Source organism: Mesorhizobium sp. M7A.F.Ca.MR.245.00.0.0 (assembly GCF_003997415.1).
Classification (GTDB): domain Bacteria; phylum Pseudomonadota; class Alphaproteobacteria; order Rhizobiales; family Rhizobiaceae; genus Mesorhizobium.
Map to the genome: position 1 here is coordinate 36,173 of NZ_RZTE01000043.1, position 15,095 is coordinate 51,267.

Genomic DNA, 15,095 nt, shown 5'->3' on the forward strand with positions numbered 1-15,095 from the left:
CTTCGATTGCGAGGGCAACCCAAAGGTGAATCGGCCGGCAATTTTGCCGCCGCAACGAAGGCTTCACAAAAATCGTGCCAGTTGCTCCGCGGCAAGCTCTGAACATCTTTGGCTCTGTTCATTGCTTTACGCGTGAGTGCATCGCGAACTCAGGCGCCCTTCCTGTGACGCGGACGCGACAAACCCGACAGTAAGTGTCGGTTGTCGGACGTCTCCCCAGCAATCGAGCATAAGAGACGTCGGGATGTCCTACGGTTTTTGACACGTCTTCCCTTTGGCACGGTCCATGCGAGATGATCCGCGAAAACGCCGGACCGAGGAGAAATCGAGCCATGATTACGCTCACCGACAACGCTGTTGCCGCCATCAAGGCCGCTCTTTACCGCGCCAGCGAGCCGGCGGAAGGATTTCGCATCATGGTCCATGCCGGCGGCTGCACCGGCTTCCAATACTCAATGGGCCTGGAGAGCGTCTCACGTGAGGGCGATGCGATCATCGAGCGAGATGGGCTCAAGGTGTTCATGGATAGAGGCTCCCAACCCCATGCCGCCGGCATGACCGTGGACTTCGTCAATGGGCTCGAAACATCCGGCTTTGTTTTCGATAACCCCAATGCGCGTGAGACGTGCGGCTGCGGCAAGTCCTGCAAATGATTGCGAGGGAACAGGCTATGTTCGACAATAGCGACGCCAAGGAATACTGCGTCGAACCGGTAACCGCCGGCGCTCTGGAACCGGCCGACACGCACTGTCGGCCCGGAACAATTGCGTTCGGTGATGCGCCAAATCGCGATCATCGATCGTTGCCGTGGGCAAGCAAACAAAATTGCCCGAAACAGCTGAATTCCCGGCGGATGCCGCCACCAAAGGGCAATGTCGACAGCGACCGGTCAGCCAAGCCATCGCTCGCCCGGCCGCCCACCTTACCAGATACGATATGCGCCAGAGGTTCAATGGCCGCCCGCCTACCCTTGAATCATTTCAGCAGTTGAAGGATCACTCCCATGAACCCTGTCTATCTCGACAACAACGCAACGACGCGGGTTGATCCTGCAGTCGTTGGAGCGATGTTGCCTTTCTTTACGGAGCAATTTGGCAATCATTCGTCCATGCACGCCTATGGCGCATCGGTTGCTGAAGCCGTGAGAAAGGCGAGGCAACAGTTGCAAGCCCTCATCGGCGCGGGATTCGAGGACGAGATCATCTTCACCTCGGGCGGGACTGAAAGCGACAGTACAGCCATCCTTTCGGCGCTGGAGGTGATGCCCGACCGAACGGAAATAGTGACTTCCGCGGTTGAACATCCGGCCGTTCTGAAGTTGTGCGCGCACCTTGAGAAGACGCGCGGCGTCAAGGTGCACATTATCCCAGTCGATCACTACGGCCGGCTCGACCTGGACGCCTACAGAACCGCCCTCACCCCACAAGTGGCAATCGTCTCGATAATGTGGGCGAACAATGAGACCGGTACGATCTTTCCCGTGGTTAAGCTTGCCGATCTAGCCAGGGAAGTCGGCGCGCTTTTCCACACTGATGCAGTGCAGGCGGTCGGAAGGCTTCCGATTGAGCTGAAATCGACCGCGATCGACATGCTGTCGCTCTCCGCCCACAAGCTGCATGGTCCAAAGGGGATAGGCGCGCTTTATGTAAGACGTGGCGTGCGCTTCTCCTCCATGATCAAGGGTGGGCACCAAGAGCGCGACCGGCGTGCAGGCACTGAAAACACACCCGGCATAGTCGGACTGGGCATGGCGGCCGAACTCGCCTTGAAATTCATGGACGAGACAAAACGAATAAAATGGTTGCGCGACCGCCTTGAGAACGGGATCATCCAGCGCATCCCAAACACATCCATCAACGGCGATCCGCAAGAGCGATTGCCAAACACTGCAAACATTGGATTCGAAGGTATCGAAGGCGATGCAATTCCAATTGTCCTGAGCCGGCTGGGAATCGCCTGTTCCGCCGGGTCCGCCTGTGCCTCTGGCTCACTGGAACCGAGCCATGTTCTGATCGCTATGAACGCGGCATGTGGGGCAGTCCGCTTCTCCTTGTCGCGTGACAACGGCGAAGATGACGTAGACCGCGTGCTTGAGGTCCTGCCTGCGATCACCGAGAAGCTACGGGCCGTTCCCAGTGCTGGACTGTGCGGGCGAGGTGCAGAACAGCTTCATTCCGGCCCGGGTCCGAGCGGCACAATAGCCGACGAGCCGTGAGGTCTTCCTCAACGTGACGACCCTGCGCAAGGAGAGCAGTCAAACTCGGGGTCGCCTTCACCACTTCAAGAAGAGCTTGAGATCGCCAAGTCTCTTGCCCAGCCGCCGTGCCAGAGGTCGGCACGCCGTCAGCAATGTCACCAATGCATCGACACCACAATTTCGCGCCGGGAGAATACAATGAACTGCTCCGCTGATAGCCGCCCGATCGATCGCACCGATATCCTAGCGCGACTGAAGGGCCTGTCGGCCGCGGAGGACTTCTTCGCCTGCCTTGACGTCTCCTACGACCCGAAAGTGATGAATGTCTCGCGGCTCCATATCATGAAGCGCGTGGGCCAATACCTTGCCGAAGAAGATTTCTCCGGTCTGCCTAACCAGGTAATCGCCGCGCGGGTGCGCGCCAAGCTGGAACGCGCCTACGAAGATTTCGCGACTTCCCCGCCGCTCACGCAACGTGTGTTCAAGGTGCTAAGGGACCACGATCCAAACATATGTCCCGCACCTGGCCGCGCCTTCGTCCCGCTCGACTCTGCACTGAAGCGGTTCGGAAAGTATTGAGCCCGACACGGCTGCGACGCGACAATGTCGAGAAGTCGACAAATCCAGTCCTCATGACGCCTCCTCGGAAGCAAACGAAGCCACCTTCTGGAATAGAGGCAGGAAGACGACTTGGCATGAACGATGCAGGCAATGAGGTGAACCGCCAAGCACGAATCCGGACTGGGAGCTTAGAGAAACCGCCAATGCATATCGTAGTCTGCATCAAGCAGGTGCCGGATTCGGCACAGATCCGCGTGCACCCGGTGACGAACACGATCATGCGTCAGGGTGTTCCGACCATCATCAATCCTTACGACCTGTTCGCCCTCGAAGAAGCGCTCAAACTGCGCGACGTTCATGGTGGCGAGGTTACTGTGCTCACAATGGGTCCGCCCATGGCGGAGGACTCGCTGCGAAAGGCGCTCGGTTACGGTGCTGACCGAGCAGTTCTCTTGACGGACCGCTATTTTGCCGGATCCGATACGCTGGCGACTTCCTTTGCTCTTTCGCAAGCAATCGCAAAAATTGGGGAGACTTTCGGCAGGCCGGACATCGTCTTCACCGGCAAGCAGACGATTGACGGCGATACCGCCCAGGTCGGACCGGGCATAGCCAAGCGCCTAGATTTATCGCAACTTACCTATGTCGCGAAGATTGCCTCCATCGACCGCGATACGCGAGAGATCGAAGTCGCGCGTCGCGCCGAAGGCGGCACCCAGTTGCTGAAGAGCAGACTCCCTTGCCTCATTACAATGCTGGAAGACACCAACGAAATCCGCCGGGGCTCGCTCCAGCAGGCTCTGTGCGCGGCGCGCAGCCAAGTCGTGAAGTGGACTGCAGCCGACGCCGGCATTGACGATCTCACCCGGTGCGGTCTGCGTGGCTCGCCTACAGTCGTCAAGCGTGTTTTCGCCCCCACCGCACGGGCAGAAAGGGCGGCGCAGATCGACACCGCGGAAAGGGGCTTGCAGGACATAGCCGATGAACTCATCGCCGATATCTTAACCCGCCGGCCGGCGCTGGAACATGAGCTGGCCTTCAACAGCGGCACGTGACGGCCAGGAGCAGAAAATGTCGACCGCAAGCCAAACTACCCCTCGCATTGCCCCCGGCCGTGCCGGTGTAAAGAAAGAACTTCCCGACCGTTTCAAAGACTACCGGCACGTGTGGGTCTTCCTCGAGCTCGAACGCGGCAATGTGCATCCTGTATCATTCGAACTGCTGGGCGAAGGCCGCAAATTAGCCGACAAGCTTGAAGTCCAGCTCGCGGGCGTCGTGCTGGGACCGCCGGGCGAGATGGTCGAGGACGCTGTTGCCGAGGCCTTCGCTTACGGGGCGGATCTTGTCTACATCGTCGATGCGCCGCCGCTCGCCGACTACCGGAACGAGCCGTTCGCCAAGGCGCTCACGGATCTGGTCAATACCCATAAACCCGAAATCCTCCTTCTCGGCGCGACCACACTGGGCAGGGATCTTGCAGGCTCGGTAGCGACGACCCTGCAGACGGGGCTCACGGCCGACTGCACCGAACTTGATGTAGATTCCGACGGTTCACTCGCCGCGACCCGTCCGACTTTTGGTGGCTCATTGTTGTGTACGATCTATACACTAAATTACCGGCCGCAAATGGCGACGGTGCGACCAAGGGTCATGCCTATGCCGCAACGGGTGGATAAGCCGGTCGGGCGTGTCATGCGGCACAAGCTGTCGCTCGTTGAGGACGATATCGTCACCAAAGTCCTCGGCTTCCTACCGGATAACCAGTCGGCAATGGCAAATCTTGCCTATGCGGATGTCGTGGTTGCGGGAGGCCTCGGTCTCGGAGCGGCGGAGAACCTTCAGCTTGTGAAGAATCTTGCCCGAGCGATCGGCGCCGAGCATGGCTGTTCGCGCCCCTTGGTCCAGAAGGGCTGGATGCCGGCTGATCGACAGATTGGACAAACTGGCAAGACCATTCGACCGAAGCTTTACATCGCGGCCGGAATTTCCGGCGCCATCCAGCACCGAGTTGGGGTCGAGGGGGCCGATCTCATCGTCGCGATCAACACCGATCCGAACGCGCCGATTTTCGAGTTCGCCCACCTCGGGATCGTCACGGATGCAATCCGCTTCCTGCCCGCACTGACGGAAGCCTTCACCCGGCGGCTGTCGCCGCACAGTCGAGACAAGCTTGCGAGTTGAGGGAGAGGACATGATTGAACAATTCGATGCCATTGTGGTCGGAGCTGGCATGTCTGGAAACGCAGCTGCTTACACTTTGGCAAGCCAGGGGCTGAAGGTACTGCAGTTGGAGCGCGGGGAATATCCGGGCTCCAAGAACGTCCAGGGTGCCATAATGTACGCGAACATGCTGGAGAAGATCATCCCGGACTTCCGCGATGATGCGCCCCTCGAGCGGCACCTGGTCGAACAGCGACTTTGGGTGATGGACGACACGTCTCACACCGGAATTCATTACCGGTCGGACGACTTCAATGAGGCGAAACCCAACCGCTACACGATCATCCGCGCCCAGTTCGACAAATGGTTTTCCCGCAAGGTGCGCGAGGCTGGCGCGACGGTCCTGTGTGAGACGACCGCGACGGAACTCGTCCGTGATGGCAATGGCAAGGTGATCGGCGTCCGCACAGACCGGGCTGGCGGAGTGGTCTTCGCGAATGTGGTCGTTCTCGCAGAAGGGGTGTCGGGATTGCTTGGCACTCGCGCAGGCCTGCGCGAGATGCCGAAGCCGGAGACCGTGGCGCTTGCCGTCAAGGAAATGCATTTCTTGCCCGAAGAGGTCATTGGCCAGCGGTTCGGTGTCAAGGGCGATGAAGGCTGCGTAATCGAGGCCGTGGGCACGATCTCTCGCAGCATGGCCGGGCTCGGCTTCCTTTACACCAATAAGGAGTCGATTTCACTCGGCATCGGCTGCCTGGTCTCGGATTTCGCCGCGACGATGGAGAGCCCGTCCGCCCTCCTGGATGCGATGAAAAACCATCCTTCGATCCGGCCGCTGATCGCTGGCTCGGAGGTGAAAGAATATGCCGCCCATCTTATCCCCGAAGGTGGTTACAGGGCCATTCCGCAGCTCTTCGGCGACGGTTGGGTCATCGTCGGCGACGCAGCGCAACTGAACAATGCCATTCACCGTGAGGGTTCGAACCTTGCCATGACCTCGGGTCGCGTCGCGGCTGAGGCGATCATCAAAGTCAAAAGCCGCAACGGTCCTATGACCAAAGCGAACCTTGCGCTCTACAAGACGATGCTGGATGACTCCTTTGTGATCAAGGATCTTAAGAAATACAAGGACATGCCAGCCTTACTCCACACCAATTCCAGCAACTTTTTTGACAGCTATCCGCGGTTGATGTCGCATGCCGCTCAGAACTTCATGCGTGTCGACGGCACGCCGAAGATCGAGAAGGAAAAGAACACCACGGCCGCCTTCATCAACGCGCGCTCGCGCTGGGGGTTGGTCAGCGACGCGGTCCGCCTGGCATTGGCATGGCGCTGAAGAGGGTACAAGATGACGATCGCAGTGACGAAGGTTCGTGTCGAGGACAAACTTTACCAGAACCGCTATCTGGTCGATTCCGGCCGCCCCCATATCATAGTGCGACCGCACGACAAGCCAAGCGCGAACTTGCTTGCCTTGACCTACGTCTGTCCGGCGAAATGCTATGAGTTGAATGACAAGGGTCAAGTCGAGATCACCGCCGACGGCTGCATGGAATGCGGCACCTGCCGGATATTGTGCGAGAAAGGCGGCGACATCGAGTGGAACTATCCGCGCGGCGGCTTTGGTGTCCTGTTCAAGTTCGGATGATCAGCCGGTGCCAAGAGCATGCCGGCAGCGAGCAACTGCGGCACACCATGAGCCTCTCCATCCACTTGCAAAGAGCTAGTGAATATTGGGTTTCGCAATTCAAGTTTCCTCGACTTGGTAGGGGTATCCTCAGGCCACGGGGCGCCTGTGCCGGACTTACCACCGGTAACGTGGTCGAGCCCCTTTGGACAATGTCCGGCCATCGTGCCGGATGGCAGCCACAACGGCCGGTGAGCAAATGGAACGGCACAATCCGTGATAAAAACGTATGTGCTAGTGCATGGTGCCTGGCATGGCGGATGGTGTTGGCGGGACGTGGCCGCCAATCTTCGTAAGATGGGATACCACGTGACCACGCCTACCCAGACAGGTGTCGGCGAACGCGCACATTTGCTGTGCAAGGACATCACGCCCGACACATTCGTGACCGACATCGTCAACCACATTGTAACGGAAGAGCTGAGCGATGTGATCCTTGTCGGTCACAGTCTAGGCGGCATCAGCATCACCGGCGCCGCCGACCGGATACCCGACCATATCAGCCATCTCGTTTATCTCGACGGCGCCATCGTCGAGAGCGGTCAAAGTGTATTCAGTACCATGCCCCCCGACATCGTCGCCGCCCGTCGAAAATTGGTTGCGGAGGAAGGACGGGGTATCTTCATGCCGACTCCGCCGCCAACAGCATTCGGCATTCCCGAGGGACACTCGCTCACGGACTGGGTGCGGCGCCGGATAACACCGCATCCGGCAGGCACCTACGAAAGCGGACTTAAGCTCGAGCACCCGCTCGGCAACGGCAGACCCCGAACCTATGTCGTCTGCACTAATCCACTCCACCCGCCGATGGCGGGAGCGCGAGAATGGGTCGCAAAGCAGGATGGCTGGGCGTGGCAGGAACTCGCCACTGGCCACGACGCAATGATCCTCGCGCCGACGGAAGTTGCTCTCCTTCTTAGCGCTGTCGGCTGAGGAACCAAGTAGGGGGAACGGCGGCCGATTCTCAGGCCGTGGCCTTGAGCTCTGGTGCAAGGATGTAGGCCCAACGGGTCGTTCCGGTGGCGCCACCGAAACCACTAGGCGGGAGTGGCCTGTCCTGCCGACGTCGCAAGCTTGCGAGCGTTCCGCCGCGGCCGCAGCCCGTAGCGCCGGGCAACCTCCGAGATCACCGCGTCGGCTCCAGGGTCTCGGAGATGACTCCGTGCCTTGTCGTCCATCGACCAATGCCGCCGACCAACAGCGCCGTTGATCACCCTCGAAAACGCCGAGGCTGCCGCTCAGGGTCAATCGTAAGTTCAAGTTCAGACACAAGCCGATCTCCGATCCACCTCAGAATCGGCAGGCCCACAGATCGCGGGTCCTCCTGGAAGGACACAGCGCTTACCCTTGAAATATGGAGAACCATGGCTTTGCGCCGTCGGCAGTTGAGCTGATCTCGCAATGCTATTTCCCCGGCAACGTCCGCGAGCCGGAGAACTGCGTGCTTGGCGTTCTCCTCTGGATGGAACCAATCTTTCGGAACGTGGCAATGTCATCGACGAGCTCTCACGGGCCAGCACGATGCCGGTTCGGCGCATCGGCGCCCGCCTGAACACGAGATGGGCACTTGCGATTCTAACGATACGGCCGGACGGGGGCTGGGACCGCGGCGGACGGAGCGTGACGGCTGATCGACACAATGGAGAAGGCCGGCTGGGTTCAGGCTAATGCGGCTCGAATTCTCGGCCTCAAGCTGCGACAAGTCGGCTAGGCGATACGCCGGCATAGTATCGAGGTGAAGGAACTTCTAAGAGCCTGATGAGCCAATCGTCAGGCCAGTGGTCTTGCGCGCCCTGTGCGCGACAAGGAGTGCTTCGTGCTTCTGAACGGATTTGGACTTGCACTGTCGCAAGCAGGACAAAATTGTGTCGCGCCGGCCTGACACAATGCGATATCGACCCGAATAGTGAACTGAAGCCGCTTTTTTCAGTTGGTATGGCTCTTGCACCTTGAACCGCGACGTTACCAGCAACGGAGCCGTTTGATGTCCTCACCGACAGTTTCGATTGAGGGGCCGACTAGCACGACATCCGAGGGTTTTCTGGCAGCCGCGAAATCCGGTGGCTGCGCATCGTCTTCCTACGGCTCGTCGCCGACCAGCCCGGGCGAAGGGGATCCGGCTATTTGGGAAAGGATCAAGGATCACCCCTGCTTTTCGGAGGAAGCGCATCATTATTTCGCGCGTATGCATGTGGCGGTCGCGCCGGCTTGCAATGTCCAGTGCAACTATTGCAATCGCAAATACGATTGCGCCAACGAGAGCCGGCCTGGTGTTGTGTCTGAGAAGTTGACGCCCGACCAAGCGCTACGCAAGGTCATCGCCGTTGCCAACAAAGTTCCGCAGCTTTCGGTTCTTGGCATCGCTGGGCCGGGGGATGCCTGTTACGATTGGGAGAAAACGAAGGCAACGTTCGACCGCGTCATCAGGGAAATCCCCGACATAAAGCTGTGCGTCTCCACTAATGGGCTCGTGCTGCCGGACCATGTCGCCGAGCTTGCCGAAATGAATGTTGATCACGTGACGATCACCATCAACATGGTCGACCCGGAAGTCGGCGCGAAGATCTATCCATGGATCTTTTATGAAAATCGCCGCTACTTCGGCATCGAAGCCGCTCGAATCTTGCACGCGCGGCAGATGCTGGGCCTGGAGATGCTGAGCGCGCGCGGCATCCTCACCAAAATCAACTCGGTGATGATTCCTGGAGTGAACGACCAGCACCTGTTTGAGGTGAACAAAATGGTCAGGGAGCGGGGCGCGTTTCTGCACAACGTGATGCCTCTGATTTCGGACCCGGCGCACGGTACCCACTACGGACTCATCGGGCAGCGCGGCCCAACGGCAAAGGAGATGATGGCTCTTCAGGATCGACTTGAAGGTGGCGCCAAGTTGATGCGCCACTGCCGGCAGTGCCGGGCAGATGCTGTCGGCCTGCTCGGTGAAGATCGTGGCCAGGAATTCACGCTGGACGGGATTCCCGACGATGTCGCCTACGATGCTGGCCAGCGTCAGGCCTATCGGCAGGTGGTCGCACACGAGCGCCGTGATCATGAGGCGGCGAGGAGCGAGGCCATCGGTATGGTCAAGGCAACAGACTCCGAAAAGTCGCTTCTGGTTGCGGTGGCCACTAAGGGAGGTGGACGGGTCAACGAACACTTCGGCCACGCGAAGGAATTCCAGGTTTATGAAGTCTCGCCTAGAGGGATCAGCCTGGTCGGGCATCGGAAGGTCGAGCGGTATTGCCTCGGAGGCGGGGGCGAAGACGCCATCCTCGAGGGCGTCATCGCAGCGCTCGAAGGCATACACATAGTGCTATGCGCCAAGATCGGAAATCGCCCGAAGGAACAACTCTCGCGAGCTGGACTGCGCGTAACCGACGCCTATGGCCATGACTACATCGAGACCGCAGTAAGCGCACTTTACGCGGCAGAGTTTGGGATCAGACCACTAGCGGCGACGGCCTGAGCCGTGTCCGATAACCAGGAGTTAGAATGGCTTTAAAGATCATCGCATCCCAATGTACCCAATGCGGGGCCTGCGAGTTCGAATGTCCTTCGGAAGCGATCAAGTTCAAGGGTGACGCCTATGTGATCGATCCAAACAAGTGCACCGAATGCAAGGAGGCCTTCGATACGCAGCAATGCGTGTCGGTCTGTCCGGTACCGAAAACCTGCGTTCCCGCTTGATTCCTACCGAAACGGTCGGGTTCGCAGCACGACGACGCCTGCAACCCGCGACCACAACAAAAGCCTCGAGAAAGGAATGGACAGCATGTGGTCCAGACGCGAACAGGAGGTGGAAATCGGCAGACCGCCACGGTTCATGCAGGGTGAGCGGGTCCGTGCGATACGCCACATAAAAAACGACGGCACTTATCCCGGCAAGGAGATCGGCGAAAACCTCGTGCGGAAGGGCGACGAAGGCTACGTGCGCGACATTGGAACCTTTCTCCAGCAATTCTTCATCTATGCGGTCGAATGGATCGATCGTGGCACGGTCGTCGGCATGCGAGCGCGCGAACTCATTAGCCTCGACAAAGTCGAGGTTCCCTGCGGAGCTGAAGGCATTTCCAACGGGGGAACAGCCGGATGAAAGTAATGATTCGCAGGACCGCTACTGGTTTGTCGGCTTATGTCCCCAAGAAGGATCTCGAAGAGCCGATCACCGAGATTGAGAACGCTGACTTATGGGGCGGGACCGTGACGCTCAGGAACGGTTGGCGGCTCATGCTGCCCGACCTTCCGCGCGACACGCGTTTGCCGATCACCGTCGAGGCGATGAAGATTTCCGACGGGGCCTGATGCCGGTGGGTTCAGTGGCGGAGAGGAAACGCGTATGAACACGATGCTGAGCTGGGACCATCTCGTCGTCGTCCGGGGCAGTTTTGCCAAAAAACTGATTGACCTGCTGAACGGCGCTCTCAAGGCCGATCGAGTGATCCCCTATCTCGGTCCTGGTCTTCTGCAGCTTAACCCACAGGAATCACCTGTACCTTGCACCCCTGAAGATGTCGCCGCGGCCCTCAACAAGCGGGCGCCTGCCCCTTCCAGGATTCGCACCAATATGTGGTCGGTCGCGCAGTTTATCGAGCAGCGCCGACATCGTCGGACTCTCCAAGCGTGGATGGCGGAGATATTCGCAGCCCCCGCCGAGCCGACCGTTCTTCACGCCTGGCTCGCAACCCTTCAACTGTCTGTCATCATCGACAGCTGGTACGATGGCGCCATGCGAGCAGCCCTTGCAGAGGCCGGCCAAACAGACGTTGTCGAGATACAAGGAACGACGCGCGCAACCGGGATCGGTAACATCTGGACGAGAACTTACGATTTGTCAGGAACAGAACTCGAGGCCGAGCAAGTGGCTAGGACGGTGCTCTATGCGCCGCACGGCAGCGTCAGGCCGGCGGCAAACTTCCTCGTGGCTGATTCCGATTACGTCGAAGTCCTAACCGAAATTGATATCCAGACGCCGATCCCGGACGCGGTGAAGCAACGGCGCGTCAACCGGGGTTTTTTCTTCGTGGGCTGCCGCTTCAACGATCAGATGCTGCGCACATATGCCAGACAGCTGATGAAGCGCTCCACTGGCCCACATTTTGCGGTGATCGATTCGGCTACGCTGACCAGAAACGAACGTCGTTTCCTTGCCGAAGGCGCAATCACGGTCATCGACATGCCGATCCGCAACGCCGCGGCTCGCCTCGTCGGGGTCGATGCTAGCCAGGATTAATGGCCAGCGATTGCTGGTGAGTCGCTGCTTGCCTCCAAGGGCGAAAACTCAGTTGGGAATACATTCGTGAGCAGTAATGCTAGTGGCAGCACAACGTAGGCTCTGAATTCGTTGGGCCATGTGAAAGGGTCCGCTGCTGCGGTACGTGAGCACGTTGCGGCGGCATTACGCACATGATCTTGTGACCCCCGTGGCAAAAGAACTGAAGCGCCCGAGTCGCGACAACATATGCAGCGCTCAATGGCTTCGACAAAAATTCGGCACAGTTTCGACAGTTCGCATGCACCTCCAGGGTCAACGAGGTGATTATGCCTGTTTATGTGGGTCGGCCACGCGAGCAGGAATTCCCACTACCTTTGCCCCGGCGGGAACATCTCGTGTGACCACGCAGCCAGCGCCTACCACTGCATTATCACCAATCGTGACGCCAGGCAGAATGATTGCTCCACCGCCGATCCAGACACGGCTGCCAATGTGAACAGGACGCCCGACCTGCAGGCCGGCCTGCCGCTGCTCGGCATCATGTGGATGATCGGCGGTATAAATCTGCACAGCAGGCCCAATTGCCGTTCCTTGCCCGATTTTGACCTCTACCACGTCAAGAATAACGCAGTTGAAGTTGATGTAGGCATTGGCTCCAATGCGGATATTGAATCCGTAGTCGCAAAAAAAGGGCGGACGGATGACCGTTCCGCGCCCAACCTCTCCCAGCCGCTCGGACAAAAGCTCATGCCAATGCCCCGTGGTCTGCCCCAGCGTATCATTGTACCGCTTGAGCCAAGCCCCGGTGGCCAACAGGTCAGCTTGGATCTCCGGATCCGCCGCATTGTAAAACTCGCCTGCGAGCATCTTTTCTTTTTGGCTACGCATCATAGTCTCCCGTCAGGTCGTGTCCCGTACAGTGATGCAGGAACGCACATCAAACTGCCTCGGCAACTTTGTAACTCGGTCTTGCTGGGCGCGCGGTCGGTCACGAGCCGGGGCGACAGTTTCGTCTCGACCAACTTCCGCGAATTTGGATATCGCAGATCAACCGGTCGCAGGGCCAATACCTGACGAGGTCGGCAACTGTCCAGCGGTCGAACTCACTTTCATGCCCATCTCAGATTGCGTGATATCGAGCGGTAAGCCATCAGCTAATGTATCGACCAGGTCCCGCCAGCGGAGATCTGCGCGTCGCCTCTACGCATGCTGGCGTGTCACCAATGATACATCGATTATTTCTGGATTCCAGGCACGTCGAATTGATTTGCCCTTGCGGTGTAGAGCGAAGTTACTAGCCATAGGATTACTCCTCTTTAGTTTGTCAGTCGCAGAGCCCCAGTATGACTGCGTGGTAGAAAGCACACGGCCGGAATCTTGGGAGCGCTGTTCAAACCCACTTCGTAAGCCTGGCCGATGGGCTCGGCGCCAGAGCACCAATGCTTGGCCTGCTCCAGCTCTTGCTCGGCGGGTTTTTTCAGAGACGCTTGATCTCGATACCGCGTTTTCTCAGCACGTAGCCGATCTGGCGCGGGGTCAAACCGAGCAGGCGCGCCGCCTTTGCCTGCACCCAGCCACACTTTTCCATGGCAGCAATGACCGTATCGGCATCGGGCACCCTACCACGACTCGTGGCAGGGCCTATCGGCGCTTGCCCGTCGCCGACGGGCGGGGCGGCACAGGCGGCGGAAGGCTCGATCGTAGTCGACTTCTCTGACGTCGGCGGTCCGTTCTTCCACAGCGCCGCGGCCAAGCACTGATCCGCGTAACAGGCAAAGTCAGTTCTGAGGATTGATGGACCCGTCGCCAGAACTGCCGTCCGTTGAACGCAGTTTTCGAGCTCTCGGATGTTGCCTGGAAATTCGCAGTTCATTAGCACCTCAATCGCTTCGGGAGCGAAGGTCAGCGTGTGATCATTCTCAGTATTGAAATTCTTGAGAAACTGAGCGGCCAAGAGCGGAATATCACCTCGCCTTTCGCGCAATGCCGGCACGCGTAAAGTGACGACGTTGATGCGATAATAGAGGTCTTGCCGGAACTCCTTGCGTTGAACTGCCGTTTCCAAGTCCCTGTTCGTTGCGGCAATCACGCGAACATCAACTTTAATGGTGTGGTTGCTGCCGACGCGCTCAAACTCCTGCTCCTGCAGGACACGCAGCAGCTTAGCCTGGAACGAACCTGATATTTCGCCAATCTCGTCCAGAAACAATGTGCCTTTGTCGGCAGCCTCAAAGCGCCCCTTGCGCAAACTGCTCGCGTCGGTGAAGGCACCCTTCTCATGACCGAACAAGTCAGATTCCAGAAGCGTCTCGGTGAGCGCCGCGCAATTGACCTTGATGAAGGGCTGCTTGGCGCGAGGCGAGAGCTCGTGAATGGCTTTGGCAACCAGCTCCTTGCCGGTTCCGGATTCACCTCGCAACAGGACCGTAGTCTTCGCCTTGGCCACCTTGACAAGGTGCTCACGCAGCTTGCGCAGCGCCTGACTATCGCCAAGCATCTCCTTGCTGATCTTTTTACGTTCCATTTGGCAGCCCATCCCACTCCGCCACCCGCCGGTAGAACTGCACTGGACGGTGAGCTGTGTTGTATTTCGTCATCATCATTCTCGATCTCACCTTTGTTGCTTCGAAATTTCCGGCGCGCGGACGCCCTCGGCAATGGCAATGGCGCCTGAGCATCGTTGCCTTTCACCAGGACGAGCGTCTTCCTCCGCGCGGGCGCTCGCAGTATGCGGTTTGCGCAGGCCTTTACTCGACCGGTCGCTGTTCTGTCCGGCTTCTGCCGCACCGCAGCCTGCAAACTCATCCTTGACAAGAAAGGAGGGGAGTCAACCGAGCTTTCCTTGCATTTATGCAAGGAAAATTGTCAGTTTGATAGAATTCTATCAAAACGGCAGAAACGCCCCGCCCCCAATTTGGCTGTATCTGCGGCGTTCAGCGTACGTGACGACATGTGCGGACTTGTCCCAATTGCCATCCGAGTTGTGCGGAACAGTAGCCGCTGCGCTGTCAACCGCGTGAGGCCGGAGACAGTAGAGACGGCGGCTCGTCGAGCGAGGGTTCATTGTTCGGCTACTAAACCGGCTGTCCTTTGGTGTTGGTTTCGCCCAAGTTCTGGGCCTGGGGGGCGTCTAGCCCGTTTCGCCGCACAGGCTCCTTCCACATCGTCGAGGCCGAGAAGGAGGGACCCCACAGCTCTCCCTGTATCACAATGCCCCGCCCCTCAAGCAGCTAGATACGACAGGTGACCTCAAATGAGGCGTCTTGCATGGCTTCTAC

Annotated in this window: 16 protein-coding genes and 2 pseudogenes; 16 read left to right on the forward strand and 2 right to left on the reverse strand. The window is 58.7% G+C overall.

Annotated features, from left to right (window positions below; translation table 11 throughout):
- Nucleotides 1-332: 332 nt before the first annotated feature.
- From EOB80_RS28670 to EOB80_RS28745, 15 genes and pseudogenes are all read left to right on the forward strand, one after another.
- Entirely contained in the window at nucleotides 333-653 is a 321-nt protein-coding gene (locus EOB80_RS28670; RefSeq protein ID WP_127331214.1) for an iron-sulfur cluster assembly accessory protein, read from the forward strand.
- 17 nt (nucleotides 654-670) lie between these two features.
- Complete coding sequence (locus tag EOB80_RS28675; RefSeq protein WP_127331198.1) at nucleotides 671-991, forward strand: hypothetical protein; 321 nt, start codon at nucleotides 671-673, stop codon at nucleotides 989-991.
- 12 nt (nucleotides 992-1,003) lie between these two features.
- Complete coding sequence (nifS, locus tag EOB80_RS28680; RefSeq protein WP_063169388.1) at nucleotides 1,004-2,215, forward strand: cysteine desulfurase NifS; 1,212 nt, start codon at nucleotides 1,004-1,006, stop codon at nucleotides 2,213-2,215.
- A 180-nt stretch (nucleotides 2,216-2,395) separates the two neighbouring features.
- Nucleotides 2,396-2,776 carry a nitrogenase stabilizing/protective protein NifW gene (gene nifW / locus EOB80_RS28685; RefSeq protein ID WP_127331200.1) on the forward strand — a complete coding sequence of 127 codons (381 nt, stop codon included), beginning with the start codon at nucleotides 2,396-2,398 and terminating at the stop codon, nucleotides 2,774-2,776.
- Between the two features lie 185 nt (nucleotides 2,777-2,961).
- Entirely contained in the window at nucleotides 2,962-3,813 is an 852-nt protein-coding gene (locus tag EOB80_RS28690; protein ID WP_024505238.1) for an electron transfer flavoprotein subunit beta/FixA family protein, read from the forward strand.
- Nucleotides 3,814-3,829: 16 nt separating this feature from the next.
- A complete protein-coding gene (locus tag EOB80_RS28695; RefSeq protein WP_024505237.1) occupies nucleotides 3,830-4,939 on the forward strand; it encodes an electron transfer flavoprotein subunit alpha/FixB family protein in 1,110 nt (369 codons plus the stop codon).
- A 10-nt stretch (nucleotides 4,940-4,949) separates the two neighbouring features.
- Complete coding sequence (locus tag EOB80_RS28700) at nucleotides 4,950-6,254, forward strand: FAD-binding protein (RefSeq protein ID WP_024505236.1); 1,305 nt, start codon at nucleotides 4,950-4,952, stop codon at nucleotides 6,252-6,254.
- A 12-nt stretch (nucleotides 6,255-6,266) separates the two neighbouring features.
- Nucleotides 6,267-6,566 (forward strand): ferredoxin family protein, encoded by a 300-nt coding sequence (locus tag EOB80_RS28705; RefSeq protein ID WP_024505235.1) that lies wholly within the window; start codon nucleotides 6,267-6,269, stop codon nucleotides 6,564-6,566.
- 270 nt (nucleotides 6,567-6,836) lie between these two features.
- Nucleotides 6,837-7,538, forward strand: a complete 702-nt coding sequence (locus EOB80_RS28710) for an alpha/beta fold hydrolase (protein ID WP_281058118.1) — start codon at nucleotides 6,837-6,839, stop codon at nucleotides 7,536-7,538.
- 674 nt (nucleotides 7,539-8,212) lie between these two features.
- Nucleotides 8,213-8,316: pseudogene (locus tag EOB80_RS28720) on the forward strand (helix-turn-helix domain-containing protein); the annotation flags it as partial.
- A gap of 273 nt (nucleotides 8,317-8,589) precedes the next feature.
- Nucleotides 8,590-10,071 (forward strand): nitrogenase cofactor biosynthesis protein NifB, encoded by a 1,482-nt coding sequence (gene nifB / locus EOB80_RS28725; RefSeq protein WP_127331206.1) that lies wholly within the window; start codon nucleotides 8,590-8,592, stop codon nucleotides 10,069-10,071.
- Between the two features lie 26 nt (nucleotides 10,072-10,097).
- Nucleotides 10,098-10,292 carry a 4Fe-4S binding protein gene (locus tag EOB80_RS28730; protein ID WP_024505232.1) on the forward strand — a complete coding sequence of 65 codons (195 nt, stop codon included), beginning with the start codon at nucleotides 10,098-10,100 and terminating at the stop codon, nucleotides 10,290-10,292.
- Nucleotides 10,293-10,377: 85 nt separating this feature from the next.
- Nucleotides 10,378-10,698, forward strand: a complete 321-nt coding sequence (locus EOB80_RS28735) for a nitrogen fixation protein NifZ (RefSeq protein ID WP_024505231.1) — start codon at nucleotides 10,378-10,380, stop codon at nucleotides 10,696-10,698.
- The gene (gene nifT / locus EOB80_RS28740) at nucleotides 10,695-10,907 is read left to right on the forward strand and encodes a putative nitrogen fixation protein NifT (protein WP_024505230.1); all 213 of its coding nucleotides are present in this window, start codon (nucleotides 10,695-10,697) and stop codon (nucleotides 10,905-10,907) included. Before EOB80_RS28735 ends, nifT begins: the two co-directional genes overlap by 4 nt.
- Before the next feature lie 34 nt (nucleotides 10,908-10,941).
- Complete coding sequence (locus EOB80_RS28745) at nucleotides 10,942-11,835, forward strand: SIR2 family protein (RefSeq protein WP_127331208.1); 894 nt, start codon at nucleotides 10,942-10,944, stop codon at nucleotides 11,833-11,835.
- A 306-nt stretch (nucleotides 11,836-12,141) separates the two neighbouring features.
- Here the strand turns inward: EOB80_RS28745 and EOB80_RS28750 are convergent, their stop codons facing one another.
- Nucleotides 12,142-12,708: a sugar O-acetyltransferase gene (locus tag EOB80_RS28750; RefSeq protein ID WP_024505228.1), complete on the reverse strand. Its 567-nt coding sequence runs from the start codon at nucleotides 12,706-12,708 to the stop codon at nucleotides 12,142-12,144.
- Between the two features lie 586 nt (nucleotides 12,709-13,294).
- Nucleotides 13,295-14,338: pseudogene (gene nifA / locus EOB80_RS28755) on the reverse strand (nif-specific transcriptional activator NifA); the annotation flags it as partial.
- Between the two features lie 62 nt (nucleotides 14,339-14,400).
- On the opposite strand from nifA, the gene EOB80_RS28760 reads away from it, so the two are divergent.
- Entirely contained in the window at nucleotides 14,401-14,628 is a 228-nt protein-coding gene (locus EOB80_RS28760) for a hypothetical protein (RefSeq protein WP_127331210.1), read from the forward strand.
- The last annotated feature ends 467 nt before the right edge of the window (nucleotides 14,629-15,095 follow it).

Excerpts from the sequence above, each read along its gene's own strand:
- EOB80_RS28690 (WP_024505238.1), top strand. The coding sequence starts at position 2,962 with ATGCATATCGTAGTCTGCATCAAGCAGGTGCCGGATTCGGCACAGATC.
- nifT (WP_024505230.1), top strand. The coding sequence starts at position 10,695 with ATGAAAGTAATGATTCGCAGGACCGCTACTGGTTTGTCGGCTTATGTC.
- nifS (WP_063169388.1), top strand. The coding sequence starts at position 1,004 with ATGAACCCTGTCTATCTCGACAACAACGCAACGACGCGGGTTGATCCT.
- EOB80_RS28730 (WP_024505232.1), top strand. The coding sequence starts at position 10,098 with ATGGCTTTAAAGATCATCGCATCCCAATGTACCCAATGCGGGGCCTGC.
- EOB80_RS28670 (WP_127331214.1), top strand. The coding sequence starts at position 333 with ATGATTACGCTCACCGACAACGCTGTTGCCGCCATCAAGGCCGCTCTT.
- EOB80_RS28695 (WP_024505237.1), top strand. The coding sequence starts at position 3,830 with ATGTCGACCGCAAGCCAAACTACCCCTCGCATTGCCCCCGGCCGTGCC.
- nifW (WP_127331200.1), top strand. The coding sequence starts at position 2,396 with ATGAACTGCTCCGCTGATAGCCGCCCGATCGATCGCACCGATATCCTA.
- EOB80_RS28750 (WP_024505228.1), bottom strand. The coding sequence starts at position 12,708 with ATGATGCGTAGCCAAAAAGAAAAGATGCTCGCAGGCGAGTTTTACAAT.
- EOB80_RS28675 (WP_127331198.1), top strand. The coding sequence starts at position 671 with ATGTTCGACAATAGCGACGCCAAGGAATACTGCGTCGAACCGGTAACC.
- EOB80_RS28735 (WP_024505231.1), top strand. The coding sequence starts at position 10,378 with ATGTGGTCCAGACGCGAACAGGAGGTGGAAATCGGCAGACCGCCACGG.
- EOB80_RS28745 (WP_127331208.1), top strand. The coding sequence starts at position 10,942 with ATGAACACGATGCTGAGCTGGGACCATCTCGTCGTCGTCCGGGGCAGT.
- EOB80_RS28705 (WP_024505235.1), top strand. The coding sequence starts at position 6,267 with ATGACGATCGCAGTGACGAAGGTTCGTGTCGAGGACAAACTTTACCAG.
- nifB (WP_127331206.1), top strand. The coding sequence starts at position 8,590 with ATGTCCTCACCGACAGTTTCGATTGAGGGGCCGACTAGCACGACATCC.
- EOB80_RS28700 (WP_024505236.1), top strand. The coding sequence starts at position 4,950 with ATGATTGAACAATTCGATGCCATTGTGGTCGGAGCTGGCATGTCTGGA.